This is a genomic window from Acinetobacter sp. Q85-2 (assembly GCF_013420555.1).
Taxonomy (GTDB): Bacteria; Pseudomonadota; Gammaproteobacteria; order Pseudomonadales; family Moraxellaceae; genus Acinetobacter; species Acinetobacter indicus.
On the sequence record NZ_VOXW01000022.1, the window covers coordinates 1 to 23,170 of the forward strand.

Genomic DNA, 23,170 nt, shown 5'->3' on the forward strand with positions numbered 1-23,170 from the left:
GTTGTGATTCATCAAACCATGCTTGGCTGATTAAGGAGAATAAGGCAGCTAAGGGTTCTCGACCTAAACGTTGTCGAGCTTGGACAGCTGCACTAGGAACACAATAATCTGTTGTACCAAACACGAGGTTTAATTGCTCTACCACATAGCTGATGGGTTGATTGCGAAACAAGGCAAGCCCAAGAACAAGCCAAACCACATGCTCAGCAGGTAATTTTCTCCTTCTGATCGATGCCTTACCTGTTTGATGCAGAGATGTTTCAATCCAATTTAAGTCAATAAGTTCACAAAAATGGCTAAGTGATGGGAGAGCATGTTCCAGAGTGGATTCTAAATGTTCAGATAAAGACATAAAAAAATGAGCGTATTTACATACACTCATTTTTACTACATTTTTCTAATATTTGCTTAACTGACTGGCATTACTCCATCGGGCGCTTTTTTAATACTCAAACACAAGAGCTGAGCCAAATTCTATTTAAGGTGCATCTGCCTGTGCATCTTCTTCATCTTTGGCGGGTTGCATCGACTCAATCATGTCGTGCTTGTTAAATTTCTTGTACTCTGGTTTTGCTTCATACCCCTTCCAGGCCTCTTTGACCTTGTCGGCGCTAATTTCATCTAAACTAATGCCTTCGCTTGGGGTTGGAGTCGCATCAAACTTTAACGTTGTCATATGTGTGCTCCTATATACTGGTTGATTCTGTTCCTTCACATCAACATAGCACTTTCTAGCAGACTTGCAAGGGCAAAATCACGTCAAATAGTTGAGTTTAATTTTTCTTTTAAGCTGTTCTCATCTAAAATATCGGACAAAGCTTTTTTGATCATGCCCGATCGATTCTTATTCGGAGTTTTCCTATTATGTCTTATCGCACCCTGTCCCAATTTCTACAACAACAAAGCGGAAATTTAACCCCTGAACTTGCACAGGTGATTGAGACCATTGCCAATACCTGCAAAACTATTGATCAGGCTTTACAAAAAGGCGCCTTGGCTGGGGTTCTGGGCAGTGCACAAAATGAGAACGTGCAAGGCGAAGAGCAAAAGAAACTCGATGTCATTTCCAATGATTACCTGATTGATGCCTTACAGAAACATCCTAATGTCGGCGGTTTAGCCTCAGAAGAACTGGATGAATTCACTCCGGCACAGGAAAATGGCCAATATTTAGTGCTGTTCGATCCGCTAGATGGTTCAAGCAACATCGACATCAATATGTGTGTCGGCACCATTTTCTCGATTCTTCCGGCAAAAAATGCCGTCACGCAAGCAGCTGATTTCATGCAGGCCGGTGTTCACCAGGTTGCTGCCGGTTATGTACTGTATGGCCCATCAACCATGATGGCCTTAACCGTCGGTGCAGGTGTAGTGTTCTTTACCTTTGACCCGGAAACTCAGGAATTCCTGCTGACTTCGGAAAATATCCAGGTGGCAGCCGACACCAAAGAATATGCAATTAATGCCTCTAACCAGCGTCATTGGGAAGCACCCGTTCAACGTTATATTGATGAACTGCTAGCAGGTAAAACCGGTCCACGTGAAAAAGACTTCAATATGCGCTGGGTAGCTTGTATGGTAGGTGATATCCACCGTATTCTATGCCGTAGCGGGATTTTCATGTATCCATATGACCTGAAAGACCCGAAAAAAGCTGGCCGTTTACGTTTAATGTATGAAGCCAACCCGATGAGTATGCTCATGGAACAAGCCGGTGGTGCGTCGACAACAGGTCGTGTACGTATTCTGGAAATTGAACCGACCGATCTGCATCAACGTGTACCAGTGATCATTGGTTCTAAAAACGAAGTTGATCTTGTTACTGGCTACCACGCTTAATTTTTTCTGATTAACACCTGTGGGTCTGTGCTCACAGGTGTGGATGTTCTCCATGCCTATCTTATTTCTCGAATCGAAAGATAATCCTAAAATTAAGCACCTACGTGGCTTGATTGAACAAAACAGCTACCGTAAAAAACAAGGTCAGACTGTGCTTGAAGGTTCGCACCTTTGTCTGGCATGGTTAGAACAAAACCGGAAAATTAACGCGATTTTCACCACCGAAAATGCCCTGAAACATCCTGATCTGAACGATATTCTGGACCAGTATCAGGGTACGGTGTTTGTAATTGGCGAGTCTTTATATAAAGATTTAAGTACCTTGGGCACCACCCTTGCCTGTCTGGCTATTGTCGATTTGCCAAGTTCCAGTCAGGCGCTTGACTATCAGGCCGATACCTTAATCTTGGAAAATGTCCAAGACCCGGGCAATGTCGGCACCCTGCTACGCTCGGCTGCTGCAGCCGGCATCCAGCAAATTGTCTGCACCAAAGGCTCCGCCTCGTTATGGTCACCACGGGTATTACGTGCCGGGATGGGGGCGCATTTTTCTTTGCAGACCTTTGAAAATATCCAGCTCGAGGAGATTCTGGAACAGTTTAAAATTCCGGTCTATGTCACCAGCTCACACCGTTCCACCAGCCTGTATGTCAAAGACTTAAGCCAGCCATGCGTATGGATTCTCGGTAATGAAGGTCAAGGTGTATCGGATTACGCACTAGCACATGCCGAAGCCGTTACCATTCCCCAACCAGGCGGACAGGAATCCTTAAATGTCGCGATTGCCGGTTCAGTCTGTTTTTTTGAAATGGTACGTCAACGACTCTAATACGTTAATTTATATTAAATAGGCTGGCCCTATTAAAAAAATAGATTACACTAGAAAAATAATAACTTGTAATGTCAACCGAACCATTATTTTTAACGTTAATAGTGCCATGAAGTTAAAAATAATGGTGGGTATCCAATGACAGGATTTTCCATCTCTATGGATTTAGCACCCAAAAAGTCTCAACCTGAAAGTTTGAGTACTCTGAAGAGTACGGCTGAACAACGCCTGAAAACTTTTATGCACGAGGTCACCGGGCGCGCCTTAGTGATGATGGAAAGTGCCACTCAGGGACAGCATGGCATCGCGATGGATCTGGTTCAGGAAGCCTTTATTTCCCTGCACAAATCCTATGCCGATAAAAGCACAGATGAGTGGTATCCGCTGTTCTACACCATTTTAAATAACAAATTACAGGACTGGCGACGTAAAGAAGCCCGTCGTGCACAACCCTTTTCATTTTTCCGCAAAGTCAGCCTGGATGACGATGATGTCGAACAAAATGATCTGGTCGATGAACGTGCACTCAATCCTGCTGAGTTTTTGGACCAAGCCATGACTGCTGAAGAAATTCAGGAAGCAATCGCCAAACTTCCAGTGCGTCAGCAACAAGCGTTTATGCTGCGGGCCTGGGAAGGGTTCGATACTCAGACTACTGCCCAGATTATGAATTGTTCTGAAGGCAGTGTAAAAACCCATTATCATCGTGCTATTCAGGCTTTACGCCAGACTCTGGCACATATGAATCCATATCTGGGAGGATCATCCGAATGAAACAAGATGATTTCTTAAAACAAGTGACTTCCAAACTTGATGGACTCGCCCACCACCACAAAGACAAAGCTGTGGTGATGAATCATGTTCTGGATCAGATTCAGGATAAGCAGACATCACGCTATGGCCTGTGGAAAATGTCCGGTTTTGCACTTGCGGCTGCCATTGCAGGATTCGTCATTTTACCAAATTCGGTAGAAATGACCGCGCAACCGCAAAATCAGGTGGTGGCTACGCCAAAACTTTCACCACAAATGATGGAAGATCTAGAAATGTTATTGGTGCTGGGTGAGGATAAAGTTCAACATGGCAGCTAAACGTTTAACATTCGCCTTCTGTGCGCTGGGCTTTTTGCAAACCAGCTTTGCAGGCTTTGAGCGTTTCTGGATTTTCTCCAAAGATGCAGACACAAAAATTGTTGAAAGCTGGGAAACCCTCTCAGATGAAGAACAATTGGCCTTAATCAAACGTTATCAGAATTTAAAAGAACTGCCGTCCGATAAAAGTGCTTCTTTGCAACAGCGTATGGACTGGTTTATTCAGCTACCCGATGCAGAAAAGCAGAAAATGCGTGAAACCTGGCAAAAAATGAGTACCCAGGAACGCAAGGAACTGGGCCAAAGAATGCAGAAGGCCACGCCTGAAGAACGCGTGCTGATTCGTGAAGAATATATCAATAAATATATCACGCCGACGGAATACTAAGCGGTTAAGCCAAGCATCAACCCAATGCTGGTCCATAAAAAAGCCTCTTGAAAGAGGCTTTTTTACACTCACTGAATTCATGATTTAGGACTTAAACTGACGGCGTACACGATATGCTGCCATACCCAATAAACCAAATAATCCAGCAAGCCCTAAACTTCCACCACCGCTTCCTTCAGTATTGCTGTTTTTCGCGGTATTGATCAGGCTGATGGTCGCCTCATTGGACAGCTCCTGTTCAGCATCAAATACCTTGTATTTCAGCTCATAATCAAACGGGCTATAGCTGTTACGCACCTGAATCTGCAGGTTTCCACCATAACAGGTTTCACTCACATAATCCCCTGGACATTGACCACTCCGGTCTGCCGTGACCAGTACACTTTCAGGTACATTGGTTAAAAGGATTGGCAATTCAAGTCCATTGCTATCGGTATAAAAGGCCGGTTTATTTTGTCCAGACAGCAGTGTATTGACAGGTCCATCGCCATCATCACTGTCATTTTCCAGCGGATTGACATTAATTTTCAAATCCGAACCATATTCAATGGTGTAGCGGTCGGCTTTGGCAATCGGTTTGATGTTCATGAATTTTGCCTCAAGCAAACCACTCGACTGAACAGTTGGATCCGTCACCGACGTAATGGTATAGGCACAATAGGCAGAATCAATATTCTGGGTCACCTGATCATCGACCCGATAGAACAGAATCCGTTTTACATCGGCATCCCATTCGCATTTCAGGTTTGGATCATGCAGCAGTTTACTGCGGTCAAAGGCCACATCTTCTAAACCACCGCCAATACCATAGACTTCTGTACTGATATTAAAGTGTTCCGGTTTTAGTTCCAGCAATTGTGCCACGCTACCATCGGCATTTGGTTCATCATGCTTGAGGGCTAGTGCAAATGGATCGATATAAATAGTCCGATACTTCTGTTTTTGCTTGGAAAATTTAAGTAAATTTTCATAGTTTTGCAGATCTGCCTGATGTTGGGCCAACAGCTCTTTATTTTTCTCTGGTGCCTGAACCAGCGCTTTTAAACGGTCAATCTCCTGCTGATAGCTGTCAAACAAGGTCACATGCGACACGTTTTTCAGATTGACAATATCTGCTGCGGTCATACGCATGAGTTCAACCGAACCAATTTCACAGCTGTTTTTCTGTTCTGGATCTAAAATCAGGGTGCCATCAGTCACACGCTGTAAACCACGCTGATCTGACACTTCACAGCCAAATCCTTCGACATTGACCAGGTCCGCATCATTGTCCAGATTTTTTGGATAATATAACGGCAGGAATAAGTTATAGGCTGAAGCCGGCTGCATTGGATAGAGCACATCACTTAACTGCTTGCCACTCAGATTCACCGAGCTCATTGAGTTTTCTTCTGTGCTCGCGAGCGTTTCCGGCAGGTCACATACCCCCTGCTCTACACTTTGTGCATTCGGGAAAATTAGCGCATTGCGTGATGAGCTGATATTCGGTTGCCGCTCGGTTAAATTGCCATTATTCAACGCATAACGGCATGATTTTCCGGTATTAAATGCCAGCACATTAAATCTTAATACTTTGATGCCTGAATCATCATAATAGAAGGTGCTGGCAGCCTCATTTTCGACAATGGTATTGTTATTTAAACTGAAGACCGATTGCGTACTGAGGCGGTGTTCCGGGCCATTGGCCAGGTTAAAAATATGCCCCTGCGTTAAGTTCGCTTTATTTTTAGCCACTGTGGTATTGGTTAAAGTCAGACGCGGCTTGCCACAAAAATCAAAGCTACTCAGGCTGTTGCTGTTGCCATTCTGAATGACACTGCTTTGCTGAATGGTAATATTGGCTTGGGTATCTGCCAGATTTGCCGTACAGTCCATCGCCAGCACACTGCCGACACTGGCGCTGTTCCCCTGAATCAGGCTATTCACCACCGTAATTGGCTGTTCCTGATTATGGGCAGCAATATACAGTGCACCACCCCGCGCTGCCTGCGAGTCCAGAATTGCGGTATTGGTTAAGGTCAACGGTCCGGCAACCAGTAAAGCCCCACCCAGCCCATCGCTATAGCCATTTTTAAGGGTCAGATCGTCAAACATAACATTGGCCTGACTGTCGAGCGTATTAACAATACGATGCAACCCCTGGCCGTTAATAATGGTCTGATGTGGTATCAGCGCCGGATAACGGTGGGTAATAGGATCTTTCTTGCTGTAATCAAGCGGTGTCGCCCCCATAATCCGCACATTGGATTGCGGGCGTAATTCAGCATTTAACTTGTATTCACCCGCTTGCAGACGGATATAGTCCACTGCAATATAGTTGGTATTGCCGACACTACAGCCCCCAAAGGCTTTGTTCTGTTTGGCCGCCACCAAGGCTTCACGTAGCGAACATTTATCCGGGTTTTCACCATTTTCATCGGCAAATGTAGTGACATAAATAGTACGGTCTTCTGCGGCCATTAATGACATGGCACTGACAATCATGACTCCCAAGAGTGCTTTTTTATAATTTTTCATTCCCTTTCCCTGTTTTTATTTTTTACGGCGCCAAGCTGCCAGTAACATCAACATGAGCACGCCATAGCCAGCCACTGCTCCGCCAGATGTTTTAATTTTGTCACTGTCCATGTGGTTTTCAGGTGCCTGAATCACTTGTACACGAATTTCCACATACGGTTTGGTGGTGTTAAAACGTGTACTGCTGGTCACCAGTTTAATTTTAAAAACATCTGCGCCATGCCAAGCAGAATCCGGGGTATAAATAATCTTGCCCTGCTCATCAATTGTCAGTTGGCCTTTGGAACTGGTCTGGGTCTGCTCAATCTGCACACAGCCGGCTTGCCAGGCTTTCCCGGTCGGATTGCTGCTAAACAGGCTATCACAGAACTCGGCTGGTACCAGATCACTATCACCAATTAAATCGCTGACCGACATTTCCGCAATTTCACCGGCCAGAATATCCCGACCAATGAGACCTGAGGCATCAGGTACGGTAATTTCAATTGCACCACGGTCACACAAGGTATTATCCGAAGCTCGGTTCACCCCGCGCTGATCTGCCGAGGCACAAGTAACCTGCTCAGTGGTGCCCACTTGTGCATAGCCTTTGTTGACGATTGGAGAGTCAGCCAGGGTCTGGTAATTCAGTAAAATACGTGGGCGAATATAGCCCAGGAACTGTTCTTCTTTAACCTGATACGGGCAGAATAATGCGTCCTCATCTTCACTCAGCACCTTACAGGCGCCTTCCAGGATATTCCCGCTAAAAATATGGCTACCCTGCCAGATCTGGTTCGGGTAATTGGCATCGCCCGTTCCACATTCTTCAGAGACCAGATTGTTTTGCAGCACGCTTTGATCGGCTGCCTCTTTGCTACAGTTAGCAGACTGCGCCGTCACAGGATGTGGATTGGCCAGCAGAATACTGTTGGCAATATAGCCTTTTCCTGCCGGGGCTTCTAAACGTACCCCAGCGCTATTGCCCATTAAGGTGACATTATTGACCCCGATATTGTCTCTCAGGTTCAGCACATAGCCTTCATTGCGGTTAAAGGTCGTACTGCTGATGGTATTGGCAGCGGCCAGCAGCTTGAGATTTTCGACATCTTCTGTAGGTAACTGGGTGTAGAGGTTGGCAGATGCCAGATCGCTGGTTTTGTTGTCGCTAAACACCGCTGCATAAATCCGGAAGCTTGGCAGTCGGCTATAGATGGCGCCACCTTCGGTGGCATGGTTGTGCTGGATTAAACTGTTTTTAATTTCAATAAAGGCTGGCGCGATATTCTCTCCCACTTCAGCCAGATTATAGATGGCGCCGCCCTGGTTGGCTCGACCCTGACTCAGCTTGACATAATCCAGCACCAGGTATTCATGGTTCAGAATCAGACCGCCCTGATTGGGACGGCAACTGTCGCTGCCACAGCCTTGCAGGCTGACTTCGCTCAGGTTGACCTGAATACGTTTATCATCGCTGCTTTCAATATGAAAAATACGTTCATTACCAGCCATTTCGATAATGGCATTGTTCAGGCCTTTGATATTGTTTTCTTTCAAGCCGGTGTCATAGGTGGTTTTAATGCTTAAGGGTTGGGTAATTTTTAACTGCTGATTGAGTTTATAAACGGCGTGTTTTTCTAACAGAATGACATTGGAGGAATTTTCGCCACCGCAGCCATTATGGCCTTCTTCCGGCAACCCCAAATTAATATACTCGACTGCTTCGCGCAGTGAACATTCTTTATCATTGGCTTGAATATCTTCAGTGATGGTGACAACAATATTGCTACTATAAGCATGTCCCGCAATAAACAGCATACCAATGCCGATGCTCCGCTTGAGCATAAGCTTACTCCTTAACCTATTTATTCATTTTTATTTTTAAGTTGCAGCTTCCTTGCAACTAAGACTTATTTTGAGTGTAATTTGTCATAGCTAGAGTAATTACTCAAGTTTTTTTGTATTTTACCGATATTCGTCAATTAATGCGTAGATCTGGCGCAAATTCGCGCCGCTCAGTTTGGTTTTTTCGCCTTTTAGCAGCTGAATCAGTTGTTGCAGGCTTTGTAACAGCATTGAAGTCTGCTGCGGACCATGTAACAGCAAGTAGTCAATAATCTGCTGATCAATCTGAATACCTTTACGTTGCAGCACCGAAGTTACCAAAGCCTGACGGTCGGCAAACAGGCTGCCAGTCGGCACTTTCACACTCACAGCCTGAGTTAAACGGGACTGTAAATCGGGCAATTCCAGTTTCAGTTCAATCGGGGCAAAACGTGATGAAAATACCAGTTGTCCACCCATTTCATTGCTGTAATTGATTAAATGAAATACCGCGCGCTGCCAGTGCGGCACGCCGCTAATCGCTTCAATATCATCCAGACAGACCAGATCAAAATGATCTAAAGAAGTAATGGCTTCGGTCGGGGCATCCAGAAGTTCCAGCAAAGAGACTTTAATCGCGGATTTGCCAATTTCCAGATAAGAATCGCAAATTGCTGAAAGCAGATGGCTCTTGCCGGTACCGGCACCGCCATAAACATAAAAACGGTTGACCAGCCCCGCATGCAACTGTCGCACTGCGTCAATTACATGGCCCCAGCCCGGACCAGAAAAATCACTGATTCGGGCATCGAGTTGAGGTTCTATATCAAGCTGCAGTTGACGCATATACAGAATAGGCCTTCGTTAAACATCTTTAGGATCAAGAGGATTCATCTTACTCGATTTTTCAGTCTGTTGCAGTGGCTTTGTCTGATCTTTCTCAAGATCAATATCCACATCCACCTGATCAGTTTCTATGCTGATACTGCCCGTTTGCTGGTCATGATGAATGATAGCCGTCGACTGTCCATACCACTGACTGCGTTCATAGCAATCCCGGGCATGACGTAGCAAGACCACAATTACCGCGGCAACCGGCAAGGCAATTAACATCCCGAGGAAACCGGCCAGTTGCGCACCAGCCAGTACGGCAAATACCACTGCTACCGGTGACAGTCCAATTTTATCGCCCAGTAAAAACGGTTGCAGCACGTAGCCTTCTACCGCCTGACCAATCATAAACACCACCAGCACCAAGAACAGTTGCATCCAGTCGATACCGAACTGCAATAAGGTGGCAATGACCGCAGCAATAATCCCGACCGCAAAACCTAAATATGGGATGATACTGGCCAGACCTGCCACCATCCCGATAATCAGGCCAACGTCCAGACCAATCAGTTGCAGACCGGTGGCATAGACCACACCTAGGAGGATCATCACCAGGAACTGACCTTTGACAAACGCGCCTAATACGTTATGGCATTCATTCACAATATGCAGGGTGCTGCGCTCATACGGACGTGGAATTAAACGGCGCAGACTGTCCAGCATACGGTCCCAGTCGAGCAGAAAATAGAAGGCAATAATTGGAATTAAAACAATGGTCCCGCCAATCTGGATAAAGTTCAGACCGGACTGCGCCACCCGTAAAATCATGGCCTGAATGCTGTCGGCGCTGTAATTGGTCTGCACATAGTCCATGATAATGGTTGACATATGCGTGGTATCAATTTCCATCTCATCGACATTAAAAGTTTCAGAAATCCAGGGCAAAAAGGTGGTATTGATCCAGTTAATTCCGACCGGAATACTGTCGCGAGCAATCATCAGCTGTTTCCAGACCAGCGGAATGATGTACCAGACTGCCACGGTCAGTAGAATCCCGATTCCGACAAAAACGATGCTGATGGATAACCAGCGCGGCACCCCAACCCGATATAAAGTATCAACCAGTGGACTGAACAGATAAGCCACAAGAAAGGCGACAATAAATGGAATAACGACCGGCTTGAGTAAATATAAAATCCAAAAAATTAAAGCTATCCCGGCAAGGATAAAAATGCGACGTAAAGTACGATCTGCCATAGAATCTCGCCTTTTTGCAGTGTAATCGTTATATAAAGTAAAATATTTTAATAAAGATAGCATTTTAGCGCATAAATAACATAAGAGTTTCGTATATTCGGGTTATAATCCCCCGCGCGAATGCGGAGACTTCATTATGAGCAACTCAACTTCTAACCCTACCCCTGGTTTAAGCTATAAAGATGCTGGTGTCGACATCGAAGCCGGTGACGCGTTAGTCGATCGAATTAAATCTGTTGCGAAACGCACCACTCGTCCTGAAGTGATGGGCGGATTAGGCGGCTTTGGCGCACTTTGTAAAATTCCTAAAGGTTATGAAGAACCTGTTCTCGTATCAGGCACAGACGGTGTTGGTACAAAATTACGTTTAGCCCTTAATTTAAACCGTCATGACACTATTGGTCAGGATCTGGTGGCCATGTGTGTGAACGACCTGCTGGTTTGTGGCGCAGAACCACTGTTCTTCCTCGACTACTATGCAACGGGTCACTTAAACGTTGATGTTGCAGCCAATGTAGTTACCGGGATCGGTCAAGGTTGTGAGCTTGCGGGCTGTGCACTGGTTGGCGGTGAAACTGCTGAAATGCCTGGCATGTATGAAGGCGAAGATTATGACCTTGCAGGTTTCTGTGTAGGCGTGGTTGAGCAAAGCAAAATTATTGATGGCTCTAAAGTCAAAGCGGGTGACGTTCTGATTGGTGTTGCGTCTTCAGGTGCACACTCAAACGGCTATTCTCTGCTTCGTAAAATTCTGGACGTGAAAAACGTTGACCTGACCCAAATCGTAGATGGCCGTCCGCTGGCAGATGCAGCGATGGAGCCAACCCGTATTTATGTCAAACCTATTCTTGAATTACTTAAATCTGTTGATGTTCACGCAATGGCGCACATCACCGGTGGCGGTTTACCTGGTAACTTACCACGCGTTCTGCCAAATGGTGCGCAAGCGGTGATTAACGAATCCTCTTGGGAATGGCCAGAACTGTTCAAACTGCTGCAAAAAGAAGGCGGTGTTGAACAATTCGAAATGTACCGTACCTTTAACTGTGGCGTTGGCATGGTATTGGCAGTGGATGCAGCGGATGCTGACAAAACTGTTGAATTGCTGAACCAGTTGGGCGAAAAAGCTTGGGCAATGGGTCACATTGTTGACAATGCAGAATCTGTTGAAGGTGCTGACGAAAAAATCCGTGTGATTTTTGCGTAATTGTCTATGTTGAAAATTGCTGTACTTGTTTCAGGCAGTGGATCGAACTTACAGGCCCTGATTGATGCCCGTCTTTCGGGACAAATTGTCGGGGTCATTTCCAACAAACCTGGAGCCTATGCGCTGGAACGTGCCCAAAAAGCCGGTATTGCCACTGCGGTAATTGAACACAAGCAATACCCAGACCGTGAAAGTTTTGATGATGTGATGCATCAACAGCTTTTAGACTGGGGGGTTGATCTGGTGGTGCTGGCAGGCTTTATGCGCATTTTAAGCGCCAAGTTTGTTAAAGCCTGGGAAGGGAAAATGCTGAACATTCACCCTTCTCTGCTGCCGCATTACAAAGGCATGCATACTCATCAACGGGTGTTAAACACGGGTGATGTCTATCATGGCTGTACGGTACATTATGTGACTGCCGAGCTGGATGCCGGTCAGGCGCTGGCCCAAGGGGTACTTACTGTATCGCATCAGGACAGCGTGGAAAGCTTGGCCAATCGTGTGCATGTGCTGGAACATCTGATTTATCCGCAAGTGGTGGAATGGATTTGTAGTGGTACGCTGCAGCACACACCAAACGCGGTGCTGTATCGTGGTCAGGTGTTAGCGCAACCGCTACAGTTCTGTCAGCGCTAAAATAAAAAGTAATATCTATAAAAAAACGCATCCTCGGATGCGTTTTTTTATGACCTGATTTTTCCCAAAAGTAATCTTAAGGTGCCTGATCCTGTAATAAGGATTTAATCATCTGTGCCACTTGCTCAGGCTGTTCCAGTGGGAACATATGACCGCCCGGCGCAACATGAAAAGGAATCCCGAATTTCTTCTCAATTTGCTGTGGAAACTTGCGGGCCAGAAACGGACCTTTCTCGGCCACTACCAGTTGTGCCGGTACTTTCAATTTGGCCTGTGGCAACCACCATAAAGATGGATTGGTACGGAAAATCTGTACTTCATCCATTTTAGGAATGGTAAGCGTCACCCCACCACGTACAGGATCTTCTGTCAGTGCATGGTCGATATAAGCCTGAAAACAGTCCGGATCAAAATCTTGATAAAAGCCTTTGGGTCTGAGCAGCTCGGCCGCCTGCTGACGTGACTCCCAATGATCACGGCGGCGTTTAGACAATCCCGCCGGTGACATTTTATCGAGGGCTTTCAGCTTCAACAGTTTCGCTACATGCATCACTAAGGCTTCTTTACCCATGATCATTGGCGGATCCAGCATGATCAGCTGGGAAAACAGTTCCGGGCGTTGCTGCGCGGCCTGAAAGCTCAGCACCGAACCAAGCGAATGACCCAGTGCAATCACCTTGCGGCCTTGTGCCTGCCGCACAATACTGTCAATCACCTGCTGGGTCAGACTGTTCCAATGATTGTCGATTGGATAACGTTTATCTGGCCCGAGCAAAGGCACATCAATCATGTCATAATCATCTTGCAGATGCTGAAATAGTTTTTGATAGACCCGTGACGGTACGCCATTGGCGTGAGCAAAATGGATTAATGGTTTCATTGGAATTTGGTACTTTGTTCAGATTGAATCTGCTGCGATACAGCGCTGGCCATCCCCTGACCCACCGCAGTGCCCATACGACCCAGCATCGAATCCAGCGGATTATATTCAATGGTATAGTTGACGGTTTTGTCGACTTTTAATTCACGTTTTAAAGTATTCATACTGCCCAGACGGTCAATAATACCCAGTTTCAACGCCTGATCACCGGTCCAGAATAAACCGGAAAACAAGGTTGGATCATTAGCTTTTAACTTGTTGCCACGGCCCTGTTTGACTGCAGTAATGAAATGCGCATGCACATTATCCAGCACACCCTGAACATGGGCTTTTTGTGCCGGATCCACCGGTTGTGTCATCGACAGCAGCGCCTTATTTTCACCGGAGGTCATGGTGCGATCTTCAACACCCAGCTTTTGCATTAAGCCACTAACGCCATAATTCGGCATAATCACCCCAATCGAGCCAACCAGACTGGATGGATTGGCAATAATTTCATCGGCAGCTGAAGCAATATAATAAGCGCCTGAAGCGCCGGTATCGCCAATCACCGCATACAGTTTTTTATCCTGATGCTGCTGTTTTAAATACTGGATTTCCTGCCAGATTTCATCGGACTGAACCGGTGATCCGCCCGGTGAATTAATATTTAACACCACCGCCTTACTGCCGGTTGCTTCATAGGCTTTACGCAGTGATTTAATGGTATTTTCACTATTGACGCTCTGTTTATCCGCTGCGATGGTACCCACAATATCGACCACGGCAATATGCGAACTGCTGGTCACAGCCGTAGCAGAATTATTGCTACAGCTTTTACCCATAATCACCAGCAGAATAAAAATATAGGCAAAGGTCAGGAACTTAAAGAAAATTCCCCAGCGTCTGGCGCGGCGCTGTTCTTCAACAGAGGCTAAAACCGCTTTTTCCAGTAACTTCCATTCGTTTCCTGTCGGTTGTTGTGCTGTGGGTGGATGGCTATTCTTGATTTCATTTTCTGGTTTAGGCGGCCAATCGGACATAAAAACAATCCAAAACTCGAGTTAATTTTCCTCCATTATATACGCCGAAAAACTGATTGCTGTCTAAATTGAATGTTTTCCCCTATAATATTTTCATTTTTAACCTTTTCTTTAGATTTCATTATACTGAATGACTGATAAACTCGCCCCAATGACTATCTCTCGTTTACTTCATTTTGTCAGTCGACAGCCCCTCAGCCTTTCACGCTGGGCGGCCCGCCTGTTGGCGGCATTTTTGAATGTCTTTCAGCTCAGCAAGACCTCTCAGGTCATTCGCCTCAATTTAAATATTGCCCTGCCGCATTTAGATGCGACCCAGCGTGAACAGCTGGCGCGTCAGGCCATTCGCAATGAACTCACCTCTTATTTTGAGTTTTTTAATATCTGGGGTGCAGAAAACCACAAGAATATTTCCCGTATTCATCAGGTGCATGGCGAGCAGCTGTTACATGAGGCACTGGTTGCGCAAAAAGGCGTGGTACTGATTGTGCCGCATTTTGGCACCTGGGAAATCATGAATGCCTGGGTGGCGCAGCATACTGAAATGACCATCATGTATAAACCGGTGAAAAATCCATCGGCTGATGAGTTTGTCCGTAACGCACGCAGCCGCGAACAGGCCAATCTGGTGCCGACCAATGACAGTGGTATTCGTCAGATTTTTAAGGCACTGAAACAAGGCGGAACCACGGTAATTCTGCCGGACCACACCCCGCATTTGGGGGGTGAAATGATTCACTATTTTGGTCTGCCACTTGAATCCAGCAACCTGAGCGCCAAGCTGATTCAAAAAACTAAAGCCGCTGCCCTGTTTCTGTATGCACTGCGCAATGAACAGCAAGGTTTTGATATTTTCATTGAAGCCATGGACGCACGGCTCTACGACTGTTCTGCCAATGAAGGCACCGCAATGATTCACCAGAAGATTGAACAGCTGATTGCCCAGCATCCGGAACATTATCACTGGAGTTATAAACGCTTTAAGGCACATCCAGCCTTAAGACGAATTTACGATATTCCGGTGGATGAAGCCTTGGCGTTAATTCAAAATACCAAACAGGCCAATTCCGCTTAATCGCGCAGCAGCCAAACCCGCGTATGCCGGTACGGCAGCACCTCATTCTCAGTGGGATAAAACTGGATGCTACCCTGCTGCGCGGTCTGCCATAAGGGAATTTTTAAGGCGTTCAGTCGGGCTTTTACCTGCGTGCTCGGATGGCCATAACGGTTATTCAGCCCCGCCGATGCAATTGCCAGTTTAGGCTCCAGCTGTTTTAAAAACTGGTAAGATGAACTGTGCCGGCTACCATGATGGCCGAGCACCAGCACATCCACTTTTAAATCCGGATAATCCTGTAATAACTGATATTCAGTCGGCCAGCCTGCATCACCCATCAATAAAAAGCGAGAATAAGGCTGAGCCTGTGCAAACTCGACCAGCAGCACACAGGAACTTTCATTTTTCTGCTGTTCTACAGGATTTAACTGCTCCGGTTTCGGAGAGAGTACCTGTATCTGGATGCCCGGCTGCCACTGCCATTGCTGTCCTTGCTGGCAATAGTCAAAATGGCTATGAGGATTTACTTCAAGCTGAGCATTGGCATAGACCTGTTGCACCTGTAACTGTGGCTTTAAGGTCTGATAAGCGCCGCTATGATCCTGATCCAGATGGGTCAACCATAAATAATCTAACTGCTGCACGCCTTTGACACTTAAAAAGGGCTGGATAATCTGCCGGCCGATACTCCATTTCTGTTCATCATAATGACCGCCCATATCAATCATCATGCTGTGTTCACGATAGCGTAAAAAGATCGCCTGCCCTTGCCCAACATCCAGCACACTAAGTTCCACCTGCCGAGAAAACTGATCCTGAAACAGCAAAGGCAACAAGCACAGCGCTGACCAGGCTTTAGGCACTAGACCTGCGGGAAGAAATAAAATCATCAGTCCCAGCACCAGACTCAGCAGCATCGGTGGGCTCAGCGCAACCGGAATCAGTTGCGGCACAAACAGCAAATCCAGCAACTGCAAACAACCCAATAACAGACTTAGCGCCAAGTCATTGAGCTGAAACAGCAACTGGCTCAGCGGTTCCGCCAGATAAAAACTTAAACCGGCCAGAATATCCAGCGGTACAGTCACCAGACCGATCCAGGGAATGGCCAATAGATTACTCAGCGGCGCAATCCAGGCAATCTGCTTGAAGAAGATGATCATCAGCGGAAACAGCGCAATAAAAATTTTCCATTGCGATTCAAATAACAGCCGGAAGCCCTGCCACAATTTCTGCATCAACGTCTGCTGCGGATGCACCGGTTGTTGCCGGAGGGTCTGGTAAATCCTTAACAGCACAAAGCAGGCGCCATAAGACAGCCAGAATGCCGCCGACAGCACACTCAACGGATCAAGCAGCAGCAATAACGAAGCACTACCAATCAGCAAAGACAGCGGCTGTATCGGCTGCTTTAGCAACAGGCAGGCGCCTGCCACCAGACAAATCAGTAAAGTTCTGAGCGCAGGAATTTCAAACCCAACATAGGCACAATATACAAATACACAGCCCATAAACGGCAGCAACAGCAGATAACTTCGGGGCAATCGCGCATATAATTCGGGCCAATAGCGAGTGACCAGGCGCTGCAGCACAAAACACAGCATGGCGGCAAAAATCAGCACATGCGGCCCGGAAATCGCCAGCAAATGACTCATCCCGAAACGCTGAAACTGCTGCTCGGTGGCTTCATCGAGTAAACTTTTATCGCCAGTCAGCAGTGCCAGTATTAAGCCGGGATGCTGCAATGCCTGCTGCTGGATAAAGTCACGAATCTGTAAACGCTGTGTTTCGATCCACAATTTAAATTGCGGCCAGAGTTGCTGATGCTGTCTTAAATGTGCCCCAAATCCCAGCCGATACAGTTCCGATTCAGTCAGTTCCACAATCGACTGGACCTGAAAGCCGCTCATGATATTTTGCTGGAGATACCACTGCTCTACATCAAACGCACCCGGAACGGCAAAACTGTGCGCCGGCAAGGTCTGCCCCTGTAAACGATAATAACGCCCCAGCTGTAGTTCCTGTTCAGCCGGCAGCAAGGCCAGCCATTGCACCGGCTGGCTATGCCGGTTCAGCACCTGAACCGGTTGCCGGAGCTGGCTGCTACCCAGCTGATTGATTTGCTGGACATAGACCACCACCTCTGCCGGCTGGCGGGTCAGTTCACGAAATATCAACCGCTCTTGCAACTGGTTTTGGGCAAAATTCAGCCCCAACAAAAATGTAATGACAAATGCCACACAGGTATTAATCAATTGGATGCCCAGATGGGACCAATGTAAAGCAGCTATTTGCTGTAAAAGCAGGATAATCAGTAACAGGCCTGACAACCAGAGCGGGAAATCCAGCATCGGCCATAGCGTTTTGCCCATACAGGCAATACCTACAATCCAGCCGGCACCCATGATTTTGAACATGTCGTTTTCTGTCTTATTTTTATTTTGAGCAAGCATAAAGCCCACCGGAGTGGGCTTCAAGGGTCATTGATCTGATAATCGGGTTTTAGTCGGGTACCCAGATGCCATCCTGCATATGCAAAATGGTATCGGCCGATTTGGCCAGCTCTTCATCATGGGTCACAATTAGCATGGCCATATTAAACTCACGGCGCAGCTCGCGTAACAGCTCAAAAATCTTGATGGCGGTTTTACGGTCCAGGTTCCCGGTCGGTTCATCAGCCAGCATGGCTGCCGGCTTGGTGACAATGGCACGCGCCAAGGCCACACGCTGACGTTCACCACCCGACAGTTCACCCGGTTTATGGGTCAATCGATGCGATAAGCCCACCCGATCCAGCAGATATTCGGCCTGCTGTTTGACTTCTTTAAAGTTGCTTTCCTTACGCAGCATCAAGGGCATTGCCACATTTTCCAGCGCACTAAATTCAGGTAGCAAATGGTGGAACTGATAAACAAAGCCCAGATATTGGTTACGCAAATAACCACGCTCAGCTTCGCCTAAATTGTCAAAGCGCTGGCCATTTAAATAAACCTCGCCCTGACTTGGACGATCAAGCCCGCCAAGGACGTGCAGCAAGGTACTTTTACCTGAACCACTGGCGCCGACAATCGACACAAATTGTCCCTGTTCGATTTTTAAATCGAGGCCGCGCAGTACATCTACTGTGGTTTTGCCGTCAGTAAAATGTTTAGTGACCTGTTTGGCTTCTAGTACAGTTTTATTCATAACGAAGCGCCTCTGCAGGTTGAATTTTCGCCGCGCGTAACGCCGGATAAATTGTGGCCAGGAAACTTAAAATTAAAGACAGGCTGACAATGACCACGACATCTTGCCATCTTAAATGCGATGGTAAGTAGTTAATGAAATAGGCATCAAACAGATTCAAGCCCAAAACATTGTTCAGCCAGGCAATAAAACCACTGATGCTGGAGGCAAAAATAATTCCAAGAATCGCGCCGGAGACTGTCCCGATCACGCCAATCACGGTCCCTTGCACCATAAAGATTCGGGTAATCGTGCCCGGAGATGCACCTAAGGTCCGTAAAATTGCGATATCGGCTTTTTTGTCAGTCACCACCATCACCAAAGAAGAGACAATATTAAAGGCTGCGACCAGAACGATTAAGAACAGTAACAGGCTGACCATGGCCTTTTCCATCTGAATCGCACTGAACAGGTTGCCATGGGTATAGGTCCAGTCTGAAGCATAGAAATTGGCTGGCAGTTCACTCACAATGTCGTTGGCAACGGTAGGTGCGGCAAAAATATCGTCCAGCTTCATGCGTACGCCTTGTGCACCATCTGGCAGACGTAACAGGGTCGAAGCATCATTCAGGGCGATATAGCCCATCATCGAATCAACTTCGGCACCAATGCTGAAAATCCCCACAATGGTAAAACGTTTAAAACGTGGCACCACACCAGCCGGTGATGGCGTTGCTTCAGGCAAGACCAAAGTAATACTGTCATTTAAACTGAGGCCCAAGGCATCGGTCATTTGCTTGCCCAGCACAATCCCAAACTCGCCTTTTTTCAGGTTATCAATGCTGCCTTCCACCATATGCTGATGAATAATCGAAACTTTCTTCTCATATTCCGGCTCGATACCGGTCACCATAATGCCGGAAACCTGACCGTGTGCGGTCAACATCCCCTGTAATTGGGTAAACGGTGCAGCACCTGTAACGTGCTCATGTTGCTCAACTTTTTTTGCAAGTTCAGGCCAATCTGTTAAAATCTGGGTAGATGAAACAGTCGCTTGCGGAATCATCCCCAAGACCCGGTTCTTCAATTCACGGTCAAATCCGTTCATCACAGATAACACTGTAATCAGAACAGCAACACCTAAAGTGAGACCGATCATTGAAACCAGAGCAATAAAAGAAATAAAGTGATTACTGCGCCGAGCGCGCGTATATCTCAACCCTATATATAGCGAGATTGGTTTAAACATACCATCTAGTCCGAGGTAATACATTATGGAAAATTTACAGCATCAAAACGCTCAAAATGAACGTCGCGTGATGTCACGTATCGATGCTGCGTTGAGAATCAACTATCAGCTTATTTCTGATCAAGTTGCTCTTAATGATCCTTACGATCCTAATTTTATGTTGCCGCGTTATTTTCTACTACTCGCTGAATTAGATCAATTTGATCATGCGCTTAACTACGAATTAGAACAATTATCTGAAAAAGATCAACAAATTGCTCGAATCTTATCCTTATTCAACCAAAAATTAAACCTGATTACCGGTTCTTTATACGATGCAATTGTACAAAGCATGTTACCTGTACCAGAACAGGTCAACTTTTCCGAAAGCGGTTTAAGCTTCTACAGCGAGCGTGAAATTGCCGATGGCAGCTATATTCACGTGACCTTAAGTCATCCGGAAAATTTCTTTCATATTGCTGCAACTGCCCAGGTGGTCTATAGCAATGCCGAAGATAATGGCCGCTATCGTACCGGGGCCTATTTTATTACTTTACACCCGCAAGACCGCAGCAAACTGACCGAAGTCATCCAGCAGTGTCAATCTAAATAAGTTTCAGGATGTGCCTGTTTACGTGCCAACGCCCGGCTTGCACGTAAATCATGGAAGAAATATAAGAACAAGCCAAACAATAAGACCAAAGCTCCGATCAGCACTGTCAAGCTCAGGGCTTCCTGATTCAGAAATGCACCAATTAGCAGGGCCAGCATTGGGGTCATGACAGTGGTCAGTGACAATGTGGTCGCCTGAATATTCTGTACCAGCTTAAAATAACAGAACATGGCAATCAGTGAAGCCATCACCACCGTATACAGTAAAGAGAATAAAGCCTTGGTTTCCGGAATTTCAGTCGGTGCATAAGGCCAGATTATTGGCAACATCAAAATTGCCATCAAGGTTGAAATCAGGATTGAACCAGTGGCCTGTGCCACAGGTTCCACCTTGGCATTCACTTTTTTGACCCAGAAAATGGACATGGCATAAATCAGCACGCTCAGCAGCATCAGACCAATCCCGACCGGCTGTACATGCTGGTTTTCTCCGCCCAGACAGATAATACCCAGTCCCAGCACTGCAATCAGCATCCCGAACCATTGCAGTTTTTTCAGACGCTGCTGAAAGGCAAAACGCCCGATCAGGCCGGCAATAATCGGTGCCAGACCAAACATCAGTGCAATCATGCCCGAACTTAAATAGCTGGTGGCCAGATAGGTAAAAATCTGGGAACCAAACAGGCTGCAGGAACCGGCCACATAACTATGCAATGCCGTCTGATCAACCGGAAAACGCACTTTGAGCAGCAACAAAAAGATAAAGGCCAGCGGCAAGGCAATAAAAAAACGTAAAGCCAGCGCCCACAGCATATGCAGATCCGACACACTCCAGACAATCGCCAGCGGTGTCGAGGCCCAGATAAACACCAGCAGCATATAAGTCAGGGCAATATTATTTTTTGAAGGCATGTAATTCAGCCGGTTTTACGTTTTTGTTTTTGAATGGTCTGATCCAGACTGCTGGAAAATTCACGTTTATCGCGCTCAGAAATTGGTGGTGGCCCACCGGTCTGCACGCCAGCGCCGCGTAGAGTATCCATAAAATCACGTAAATGCAGCCGCGCTTTAACATTGGCGGTGGTATAGATTTCACCACGCGGATGAATTGCAATACCACCCTTTTCAATCACCTGCGCTGCCAGTGGAATATCCTGAGTTACCACAATATCGTTGGCCTGCATCCGCTCAACAATTTCCTGATCGGCCGCATCTGCGCCGCTCATGACCTGCAGGGATTTAATTCGCACCGATGGGGTAATGCCCACATTCTGATTGGCTACAAAAATTACTTCGAGCTGATAGCGGTCAGAAGCCCGGATAATCACATCTTTTAAAATTCTTGGTAAGGCATCGGCATCCACCCACAGCTTAAATGGCAGCACTTTCAATTCCGGCAATTTTGATGTCCCTAGTGTAGCAAAATTCACTCAACGCCGCGGTGGGAAATACAGGCTTTTTCACCAAGATGATACTGGAGTAATAACACGCTGAATCAGCTGATTTTGCTTAAGCTGCTTAAGCTCATCCTTTGACTTTTCTCATCATTTCGGGCATTTTCAAAGGAGAAATCGGCGCCCCGACTTGAAAAATTTAAAACACCCTCGATTAAATAGATTAAGGCCACTCGACATTCTCTTAACGTGCTTATGAAAAATCAGAACAGACCAGACATTATTACCATTGAAGATCAAAGTTTTGGCAGCCATGTAGAGCATTGGACGCTGCTCACCGATCAGCCGAATGTTGATGTTCCCAAATGGTTAGGTCAGGCACTGGATGCACCCATCATGCCAATGGGGCTATGCGCACAAGAATGTGATATGGATGACAGCACCTGGCTGATTCAGGGTCCGGTCAAACAGCCGATTCAACTGGCGCAGGTCATTGCCGTAGAGGCCAATCAGCCGAAAGCGGTTAAAACGGCCTTTCCATGTTTTGAAAGCCCGTATAAAACCCCGGTGACCATTGAACGAATTATTAGCTGCCCTTCCAATACCCAGGCGGTTTTGGGATTAAATCTGGGTGAAAACACCACGGTCTATGCCTTTGACAGTCTGTATAGCGTCAATCACCACCAGTACCAAAAAGACCAGACTTATATCGCGCATCTGAATGGTTGGGCTTACGAGCTGGAAGCCGTGGCAGAAGATGAGCAACTGATTGTTGATGATCCGGCCTCGATTAAACATCACCGTGCCTTAAATGATATTCTGGCGGCCAATAATGGTGTTGCCCCGGCCAATTTGCAGGAACAGATTGACGCCTGGGAGCCAAAATCTGAAGAAGATAAAGCCCCGGTGACCGTGAATTTCTCCAAAATGGTGGCCTATTTATATGGTGAAGTCTTAGGACAGGAAGATGAAGCCTGGTTCCAGGGCAATGTGGTCGGTAAAACCCAAGCGCAATTTATGAATCAGGATTACACCCTGTATGATGTCTGCCTGATTCATGAAGACAACCAGCCAGCCACTTTAATCCGTATTGCGACCAAAGAACCCAAGTTTGCTGATTTTGAAATTGGCCAGTTCATTCGCGGCAATATCTGGATTCAGGTCAGCATTTACGCGAAAAAACAATAATTTATATTTAAAGAAAGACCTGCTTCAATATGAGCTTTCAGCTTGAAGCAGGTCTTTTTTGTATCTTTTGAATTTATTTGATTATATTTTATCCACAGCTTTATTCTAAATAGCACTATTTTAAATTCAAAAACCACTTATTTATCCACAGTTTTAAATTTTAAAGCTTATTATTTAATCTCTATTGATTTTCATAGACTTAGATATAATCTTTTTAAAAATTGAA

Annotated in this window: 23 protein-coding genes; 10 read left to right on the forward strand and 13 right to left on the reverse strand. The window is 46.3% G+C overall.

Going from position 1 to position 23,170, the window contains the following annotated elements; genetic code table 11:
• On the reverse strand, window positions 1-352 hold a 352-nt coding region (locus FTT68_RS11530), incomplete at its 3' end, for a transposase domain-containing protein (RefSeq protein ID WP_180175376.1).
• A gap of 126 nt (window positions 353-478) precedes the next feature.
• A complete protein-coding gene (locus FTT68_RS11535; RefSeq protein ID WP_005176594.1) occupies window positions 479-676 on the reverse strand; it encodes an NF038105 family protein in 198 nt (65 codons plus the stop codon).
• A gap of 188 nt (window positions 677-864) precedes the next feature.
• Between FTT68_RS11535 and FTT68_RS11540 the strand changes: the two genes are divergently transcribed.
• From FTT68_RS11540 to FTT68_RS11560, 5 genes are all read left to right on the forward strand, one after another.
• Entirely contained in the window at window positions 865-1,839 is a 975-nt protein-coding gene (locus FTT68_RS11540) for a class 1 fructose-bisphosphatase (RefSeq protein WP_075167770.1), read from the forward strand.
• Between the two features lie 52 nt (window positions 1,840-1,891).
• Window positions 1,892-2,668 (forward strand): RNA methyltransferase, encoded by a 777-nt coding sequence (locus FTT68_RS11545; RefSeq protein ID WP_127800507.1) that lies wholly within the window; start codon window positions 1,892-1,894, stop codon window positions 2,666-2,668.
• 159 nt (window positions 2,669-2,827) lie between these two features.
• Window positions 2,828-3,442: an RNA polymerase sigma factor gene (locus tag FTT68_RS11550; RefSeq protein WP_005176588.1), complete on the forward strand. Its 615-nt coding sequence runs from the start codon at window positions 2,828-2,830 to the stop codon at window positions 3,440-3,442.
• A complete protein-coding gene (locus FTT68_RS11555; RefSeq protein WP_005176587.1) occupies window positions 3,439-3,759 on the forward strand; it encodes a hypothetical protein in 321 nt (106 codons plus the stop codon). The genes FTT68_RS11550 and FTT68_RS11555 overlap by 4 nt, the downstream gene beginning before the upstream one ends.
• The gene (locus tag FTT68_RS11560) at window positions 3,749-4,147 is read left to right on the forward strand and encodes a DUF3106 domain-containing protein (RefSeq protein WP_180175364.1); all 399 of its coding nucleotides are present in this window, start codon (window positions 3,749-3,751) and stop codon (window positions 4,145-4,147) included. The genes FTT68_RS11555 and FTT68_RS11560 overlap by 11 nt, the downstream gene beginning before the upstream one ends.
• A gap of 84 nt (window positions 4,148-4,231) precedes the next feature.
• Here FTT68_RS11560 and FTT68_RS11565 read toward each other — a convergent pair whose 3' ends face one another.
• The 4 genes from FTT68_RS11565 to cxpE form a co-directional block, all read right to left on the reverse strand.
• Window positions 4,232-6,664 carry a CSLREA domain-containing protein gene (locus tag FTT68_RS11565; protein ID WP_180175365.1) on the reverse strand — a complete coding sequence of 811 codons (2,433 nt, stop codon included), beginning with the start codon at window positions 6,662-6,664 and terminating at the stop codon, window positions 4,232-4,234.
• Window positions 6,665-6,679: 15 nt separating this feature from the next.
• A complete protein-coding gene (gene rbtA, locus FTT68_RS11570) occupies window positions 6,680-8,488 on the reverse strand; it encodes a rhombotarget A (protein ID WP_168406943.1) in 1,809 nt (602 codons plus the stop codon).
• Between the two features lie 120 nt (window positions 8,489-8,608).
• Complete coding sequence (gene hda / locus FTT68_RS11575) at window positions 8,609-9,313, reverse strand: DnaA regulatory inactivator Hda (protein ID WP_005176580.1); 705 nt, start codon at window positions 9,311-9,313, stop codon at window positions 8,609-8,611.
• Window positions 9,314-9,331: 18 nt separating this feature from the next.
• A complete protein-coding gene (cxpE, locus tag FTT68_RS11580) occupies window positions 9,332-10,555 on the reverse strand; it encodes a chloramphenicol efflux transporter CxpE (protein ID WP_005176578.1) in 1,224 nt (407 codons plus the stop codon).
• A gap of 136 nt (window positions 10,556-10,691) precedes the next feature.
• Between cxpE and purM the strand changes: the two genes are divergently transcribed.
• Both purM and purN read left to right on the forward strand, forming a co-directional pair.
• Window positions 10,692-11,762 carry a phosphoribosylformylglycinamidine cyclo-ligase gene (gene purM, locus FTT68_RS11585; protein ID WP_005176576.1) on the forward strand — a complete coding sequence of 357 codons (1,071 nt, stop codon included), beginning with the start codon at window positions 10,692-10,694 and terminating at the stop codon, window positions 11,760-11,762.
• Window positions 11,763-11,768: 6 nt separating this feature from the next.
• Complete coding sequence (gene purN, locus FTT68_RS11590; protein WP_180056853.1) at window positions 11,769-12,398, forward strand: phosphoribosylglycinamide formyltransferase; 630 nt, start codon at window positions 11,769-11,771, stop codon at window positions 12,396-12,398.
• Window positions 12,399-12,474: 76 nt separating this feature from the next.
• On the opposite strand, the gene FTT68_RS11595 is transcribed toward purN, so the two are convergent.
• Together FTT68_RS11595 and sppA are read right to left on the reverse strand one after the other, a co-directional pair.
• Window positions 12,475-13,278: an alpha/beta fold hydrolase gene (locus tag FTT68_RS11595; protein ID WP_180175366.1), complete on the reverse strand. Its 804-nt coding sequence runs from the start codon at window positions 13,276-13,278 to the stop codon at window positions 12,475-12,477.
• Window positions 13,275-14,300, reverse strand: coding sequence for a signal peptide peptidase SppA (gene sppA, locus FTT68_RS11600; protein WP_180175367.1), 1,026 nt, complete (start codon window positions 14,298-14,300; stop codon window positions 13,275-13,277). Before sppA ends, FTT68_RS11595 begins: the two co-directional genes overlap by 4 nt.
• A 130-nt stretch (window positions 14,301-14,430) precedes the next feature.
• On the opposite strand from sppA, the gene FTT68_RS11605 reads away from it, so the two are divergent.
• Window positions 14,431-15,375: a lysophospholipid acyltransferase family protein gene (locus FTT68_RS11605; protein WP_180056857.1), complete on the forward strand. Its 945-nt coding sequence runs from the start codon at window positions 14,431-14,433 to the stop codon at window positions 15,373-15,375.
• Here FTT68_RS11605 and FTT68_RS11610 read toward each other — a convergent pair.
• The 3 genes from FTT68_RS11610 to FTT68_RS11620 form a co-directional block, all read right to left on the reverse strand.
• A complete protein-coding gene (locus tag FTT68_RS11610; RefSeq protein ID WP_180175368.1) occupies window positions 15,372-17,774 on the reverse strand; it encodes a DNA internalization-related competence protein ComEC/Rec2 in 2,403 nt (800 codons plus the stop codon). The genes FTT68_RS11605 and FTT68_RS11610 overlap by 4 nt on opposite strands.
• 85 nt (window positions 17,775-17,859) lie before the next feature.
• Window positions 17,860-18,543 (reverse strand): lipoprotein-releasing ABC transporter ATP-binding protein LolD, encoded by a 684-nt coding sequence (gene lolD, locus FTT68_RS11615; protein ID WP_180175369.1) that lies wholly within the window; start codon window positions 18,541-18,543, stop codon window positions 17,860-17,862.
• The gene (locus FTT68_RS11620; protein ID WP_005176562.1) at window positions 18,536-19,771 is read right to left on the reverse strand and encodes a lipoprotein-releasing ABC transporter permease subunit; all 1,236 of its coding nucleotides are present in this window, start codon (window positions 19,769-19,771) and stop codon (window positions 18,536-18,538) included. The genes lolD and FTT68_RS11620 overlap by 8 nt, the downstream gene beginning before the upstream one ends.
• Before the next feature lie 25 nt (window positions 19,772-19,796).
• Here FTT68_RS11620 and FTT68_RS11625 point away from each other — a divergent pair, with 25 nt between their 5' ends.
• Window positions 19,797-20,363, forward strand: coding sequence for a PilZ domain-containing protein (locus FTT68_RS11625; RefSeq protein ID WP_180048518.1), 567 nt, complete (start codon window positions 19,797-19,799; stop codon window positions 20,361-20,363).
• Here the strand turns inward: FTT68_RS11625 and FTT68_RS11630 are convergent.
• Window positions 20,351-21,274, reverse strand: coding sequence for a DMT family transporter (locus FTT68_RS11630; RefSeq protein WP_177155448.1), 924 nt, complete (start codon window positions 21,272-21,274; stop codon window positions 20,351-20,353). The genes FTT68_RS11625 and FTT68_RS11630 overlap by 13 nt on opposite strands.
• 5 nt (window positions 21,275-21,279) lie before the next feature.
• Entirely contained in the window at window positions 21,280-21,747 is a 468-nt protein-coding gene (locus FTT68_RS11635; RefSeq protein WP_005176559.1) for a YaiI/YqxD family protein, read from the reverse strand.
• A gap of 264 nt (window positions 21,748-22,011) precedes the next feature.
• Here FTT68_RS11635 and FTT68_RS11640 point away from each other — a divergent pair, with 264 nt between their 5' ends.
• On the forward strand, window positions 22,012-22,944 hold the full coding sequence (locus FTT68_RS11640) for a hypothetical protein (protein WP_075168247.1): 933 nt from the start codon (window positions 22,012-22,014) through the stop codon (window positions 22,942-22,944).
• The last annotated feature ends 226 nt before the right edge of the window (window positions 22,945-23,170 follow it).

Excerpts from the sequence above, each read along its gene's own strand:
- FTT68_RS11535 (WP_005176594.1), bottom strand. The coding sequence starts at position 676 with ATGACAACGTTAAAGTTTGATGCGACTCCAACCCCAAGCGAAGGCATT.
- FTT68_RS11540 (WP_075167770.1), top strand. The coding sequence starts at position 865 with ATGTCTTATCGCACCCTGTCCCAATTTCTACAACAACAAAGCGGAAAT.
- FTT68_RS11545 (WP_127800507.1), top strand. The coding sequence starts at position 1,892 with ATGCCTATCTTATTTCTCGAATCGAAAGATAATCCTAAAATTAAGCAC.
- FTT68_RS11550 (WP_005176588.1), top strand. The coding sequence starts at position 2,828 with ATGGATTTAGCACCCAAAAAGTCTCAACCTGAAAGTTTGAGTACTCTG.
- FTT68_RS11555 (WP_005176587.1), top strand. The coding sequence starts at position 3,439 with ATGAAACAAGATGATTTCTTAAAACAAGTGACTTCCAAACTTGATGGA.
- FTT68_RS11560 (WP_180175364.1), top strand. The coding sequence starts at position 3,749 with ATGGCAGCTAAACGTTTAACATTCGCCTTCTGTGCGCTGGGCTTTTTG.
- FTT68_RS11565 (WP_180175365.1), bottom strand. The coding sequence starts at position 6,664 with ATGAAAAATTATAAAAAAGCACTCTTGGGAGTCATGATTGTCAGTGCC.
- rbtA (WP_168406943.1), bottom strand. The coding sequence starts at position 8,488 with ATGCTCAAGCGGAGCATCGGCATTGGTATGCTGTTTATTGCGGGACAT.
- hda (WP_005176580.1), bottom strand. The coding sequence starts at position 9,313 with ATGCGTCAACTGCAGCTTGATATAGAACCTCAACTCGATGCCCGAATC.
- cxpE (WP_005176578.1), bottom strand. The coding sequence starts at position 10,555 with ATGGCAGATCGTACTTTACGTCGCATTTTTATCCTTGCCGGGATAGCT.
- purM (WP_005176576.1), top strand. The coding sequence starts at position 10,692 with ATGAGCAACTCAACTTCTAACCCTACCCCTGGTTTAAGCTATAAAGAT.
- purN (WP_180056853.1), top strand. The coding sequence starts at position 11,769 with ATGTTGAAAATTGCTGTACTTGTTTCAGGCAGTGGATCGAACTTACAG.
- FTT68_RS11595 (WP_180175366.1), bottom strand. The coding sequence starts at position 13,278 with ATGAAACCATTAATCCATTTTGCTCACGCCAATGGCGTACCGTCACGG.
- sppA (WP_180175367.1), bottom strand. The coding sequence starts at position 14,300 with ATGTCCGATTGGCCGCCTAAACCAGAAAATGAAATCAAGAATAGCCAT.
- FTT68_RS11605 (WP_180056857.1), top strand. The coding sequence starts at position 14,431 with ATGACTGATAAACTCGCCCCAATGACTATCTCTCGTTTACTTCATTTT.
- FTT68_RS11610 (WP_180175368.1), bottom strand. The coding sequence starts at position 17,774 with ATGTTCAAAATCATGGGTGCCGGCTGGATTGTAGGTATTGCCTGTATG.
- lolD (WP_180175369.1), bottom strand. The coding sequence starts at position 18,543 with ATGAATAAAACTGTACTAGAAGCCAAACAGGTCACTAAACATTTTACT.
- FTT68_RS11620 (WP_005176562.1), bottom strand. The coding sequence starts at position 19,771 with ATGTTTAAACCAATCTCGCTATATATAGGGTTGAGATATACGCGCGCT.
- FTT68_RS11625 (WP_180048518.1), top strand. The coding sequence starts at position 19,797 with ATGGAAAATTTACAGCATCAAAACGCTCAAAATGAACGTCGCGTGATG.
- FTT68_RS11630 (WP_177155448.1), bottom strand. The coding sequence starts at position 21,274 with ATGCCTTCAAAAAATAATATTGCCCTGACTTATATGCTGCTGGTGTTT.
- FTT68_RS11640 (WP_075168247.1), top strand. The coding sequence starts at position 22,012 with ATGAAAAATCAGAACAGACCAGACATTATTACCATTGAAGATCAAAGT.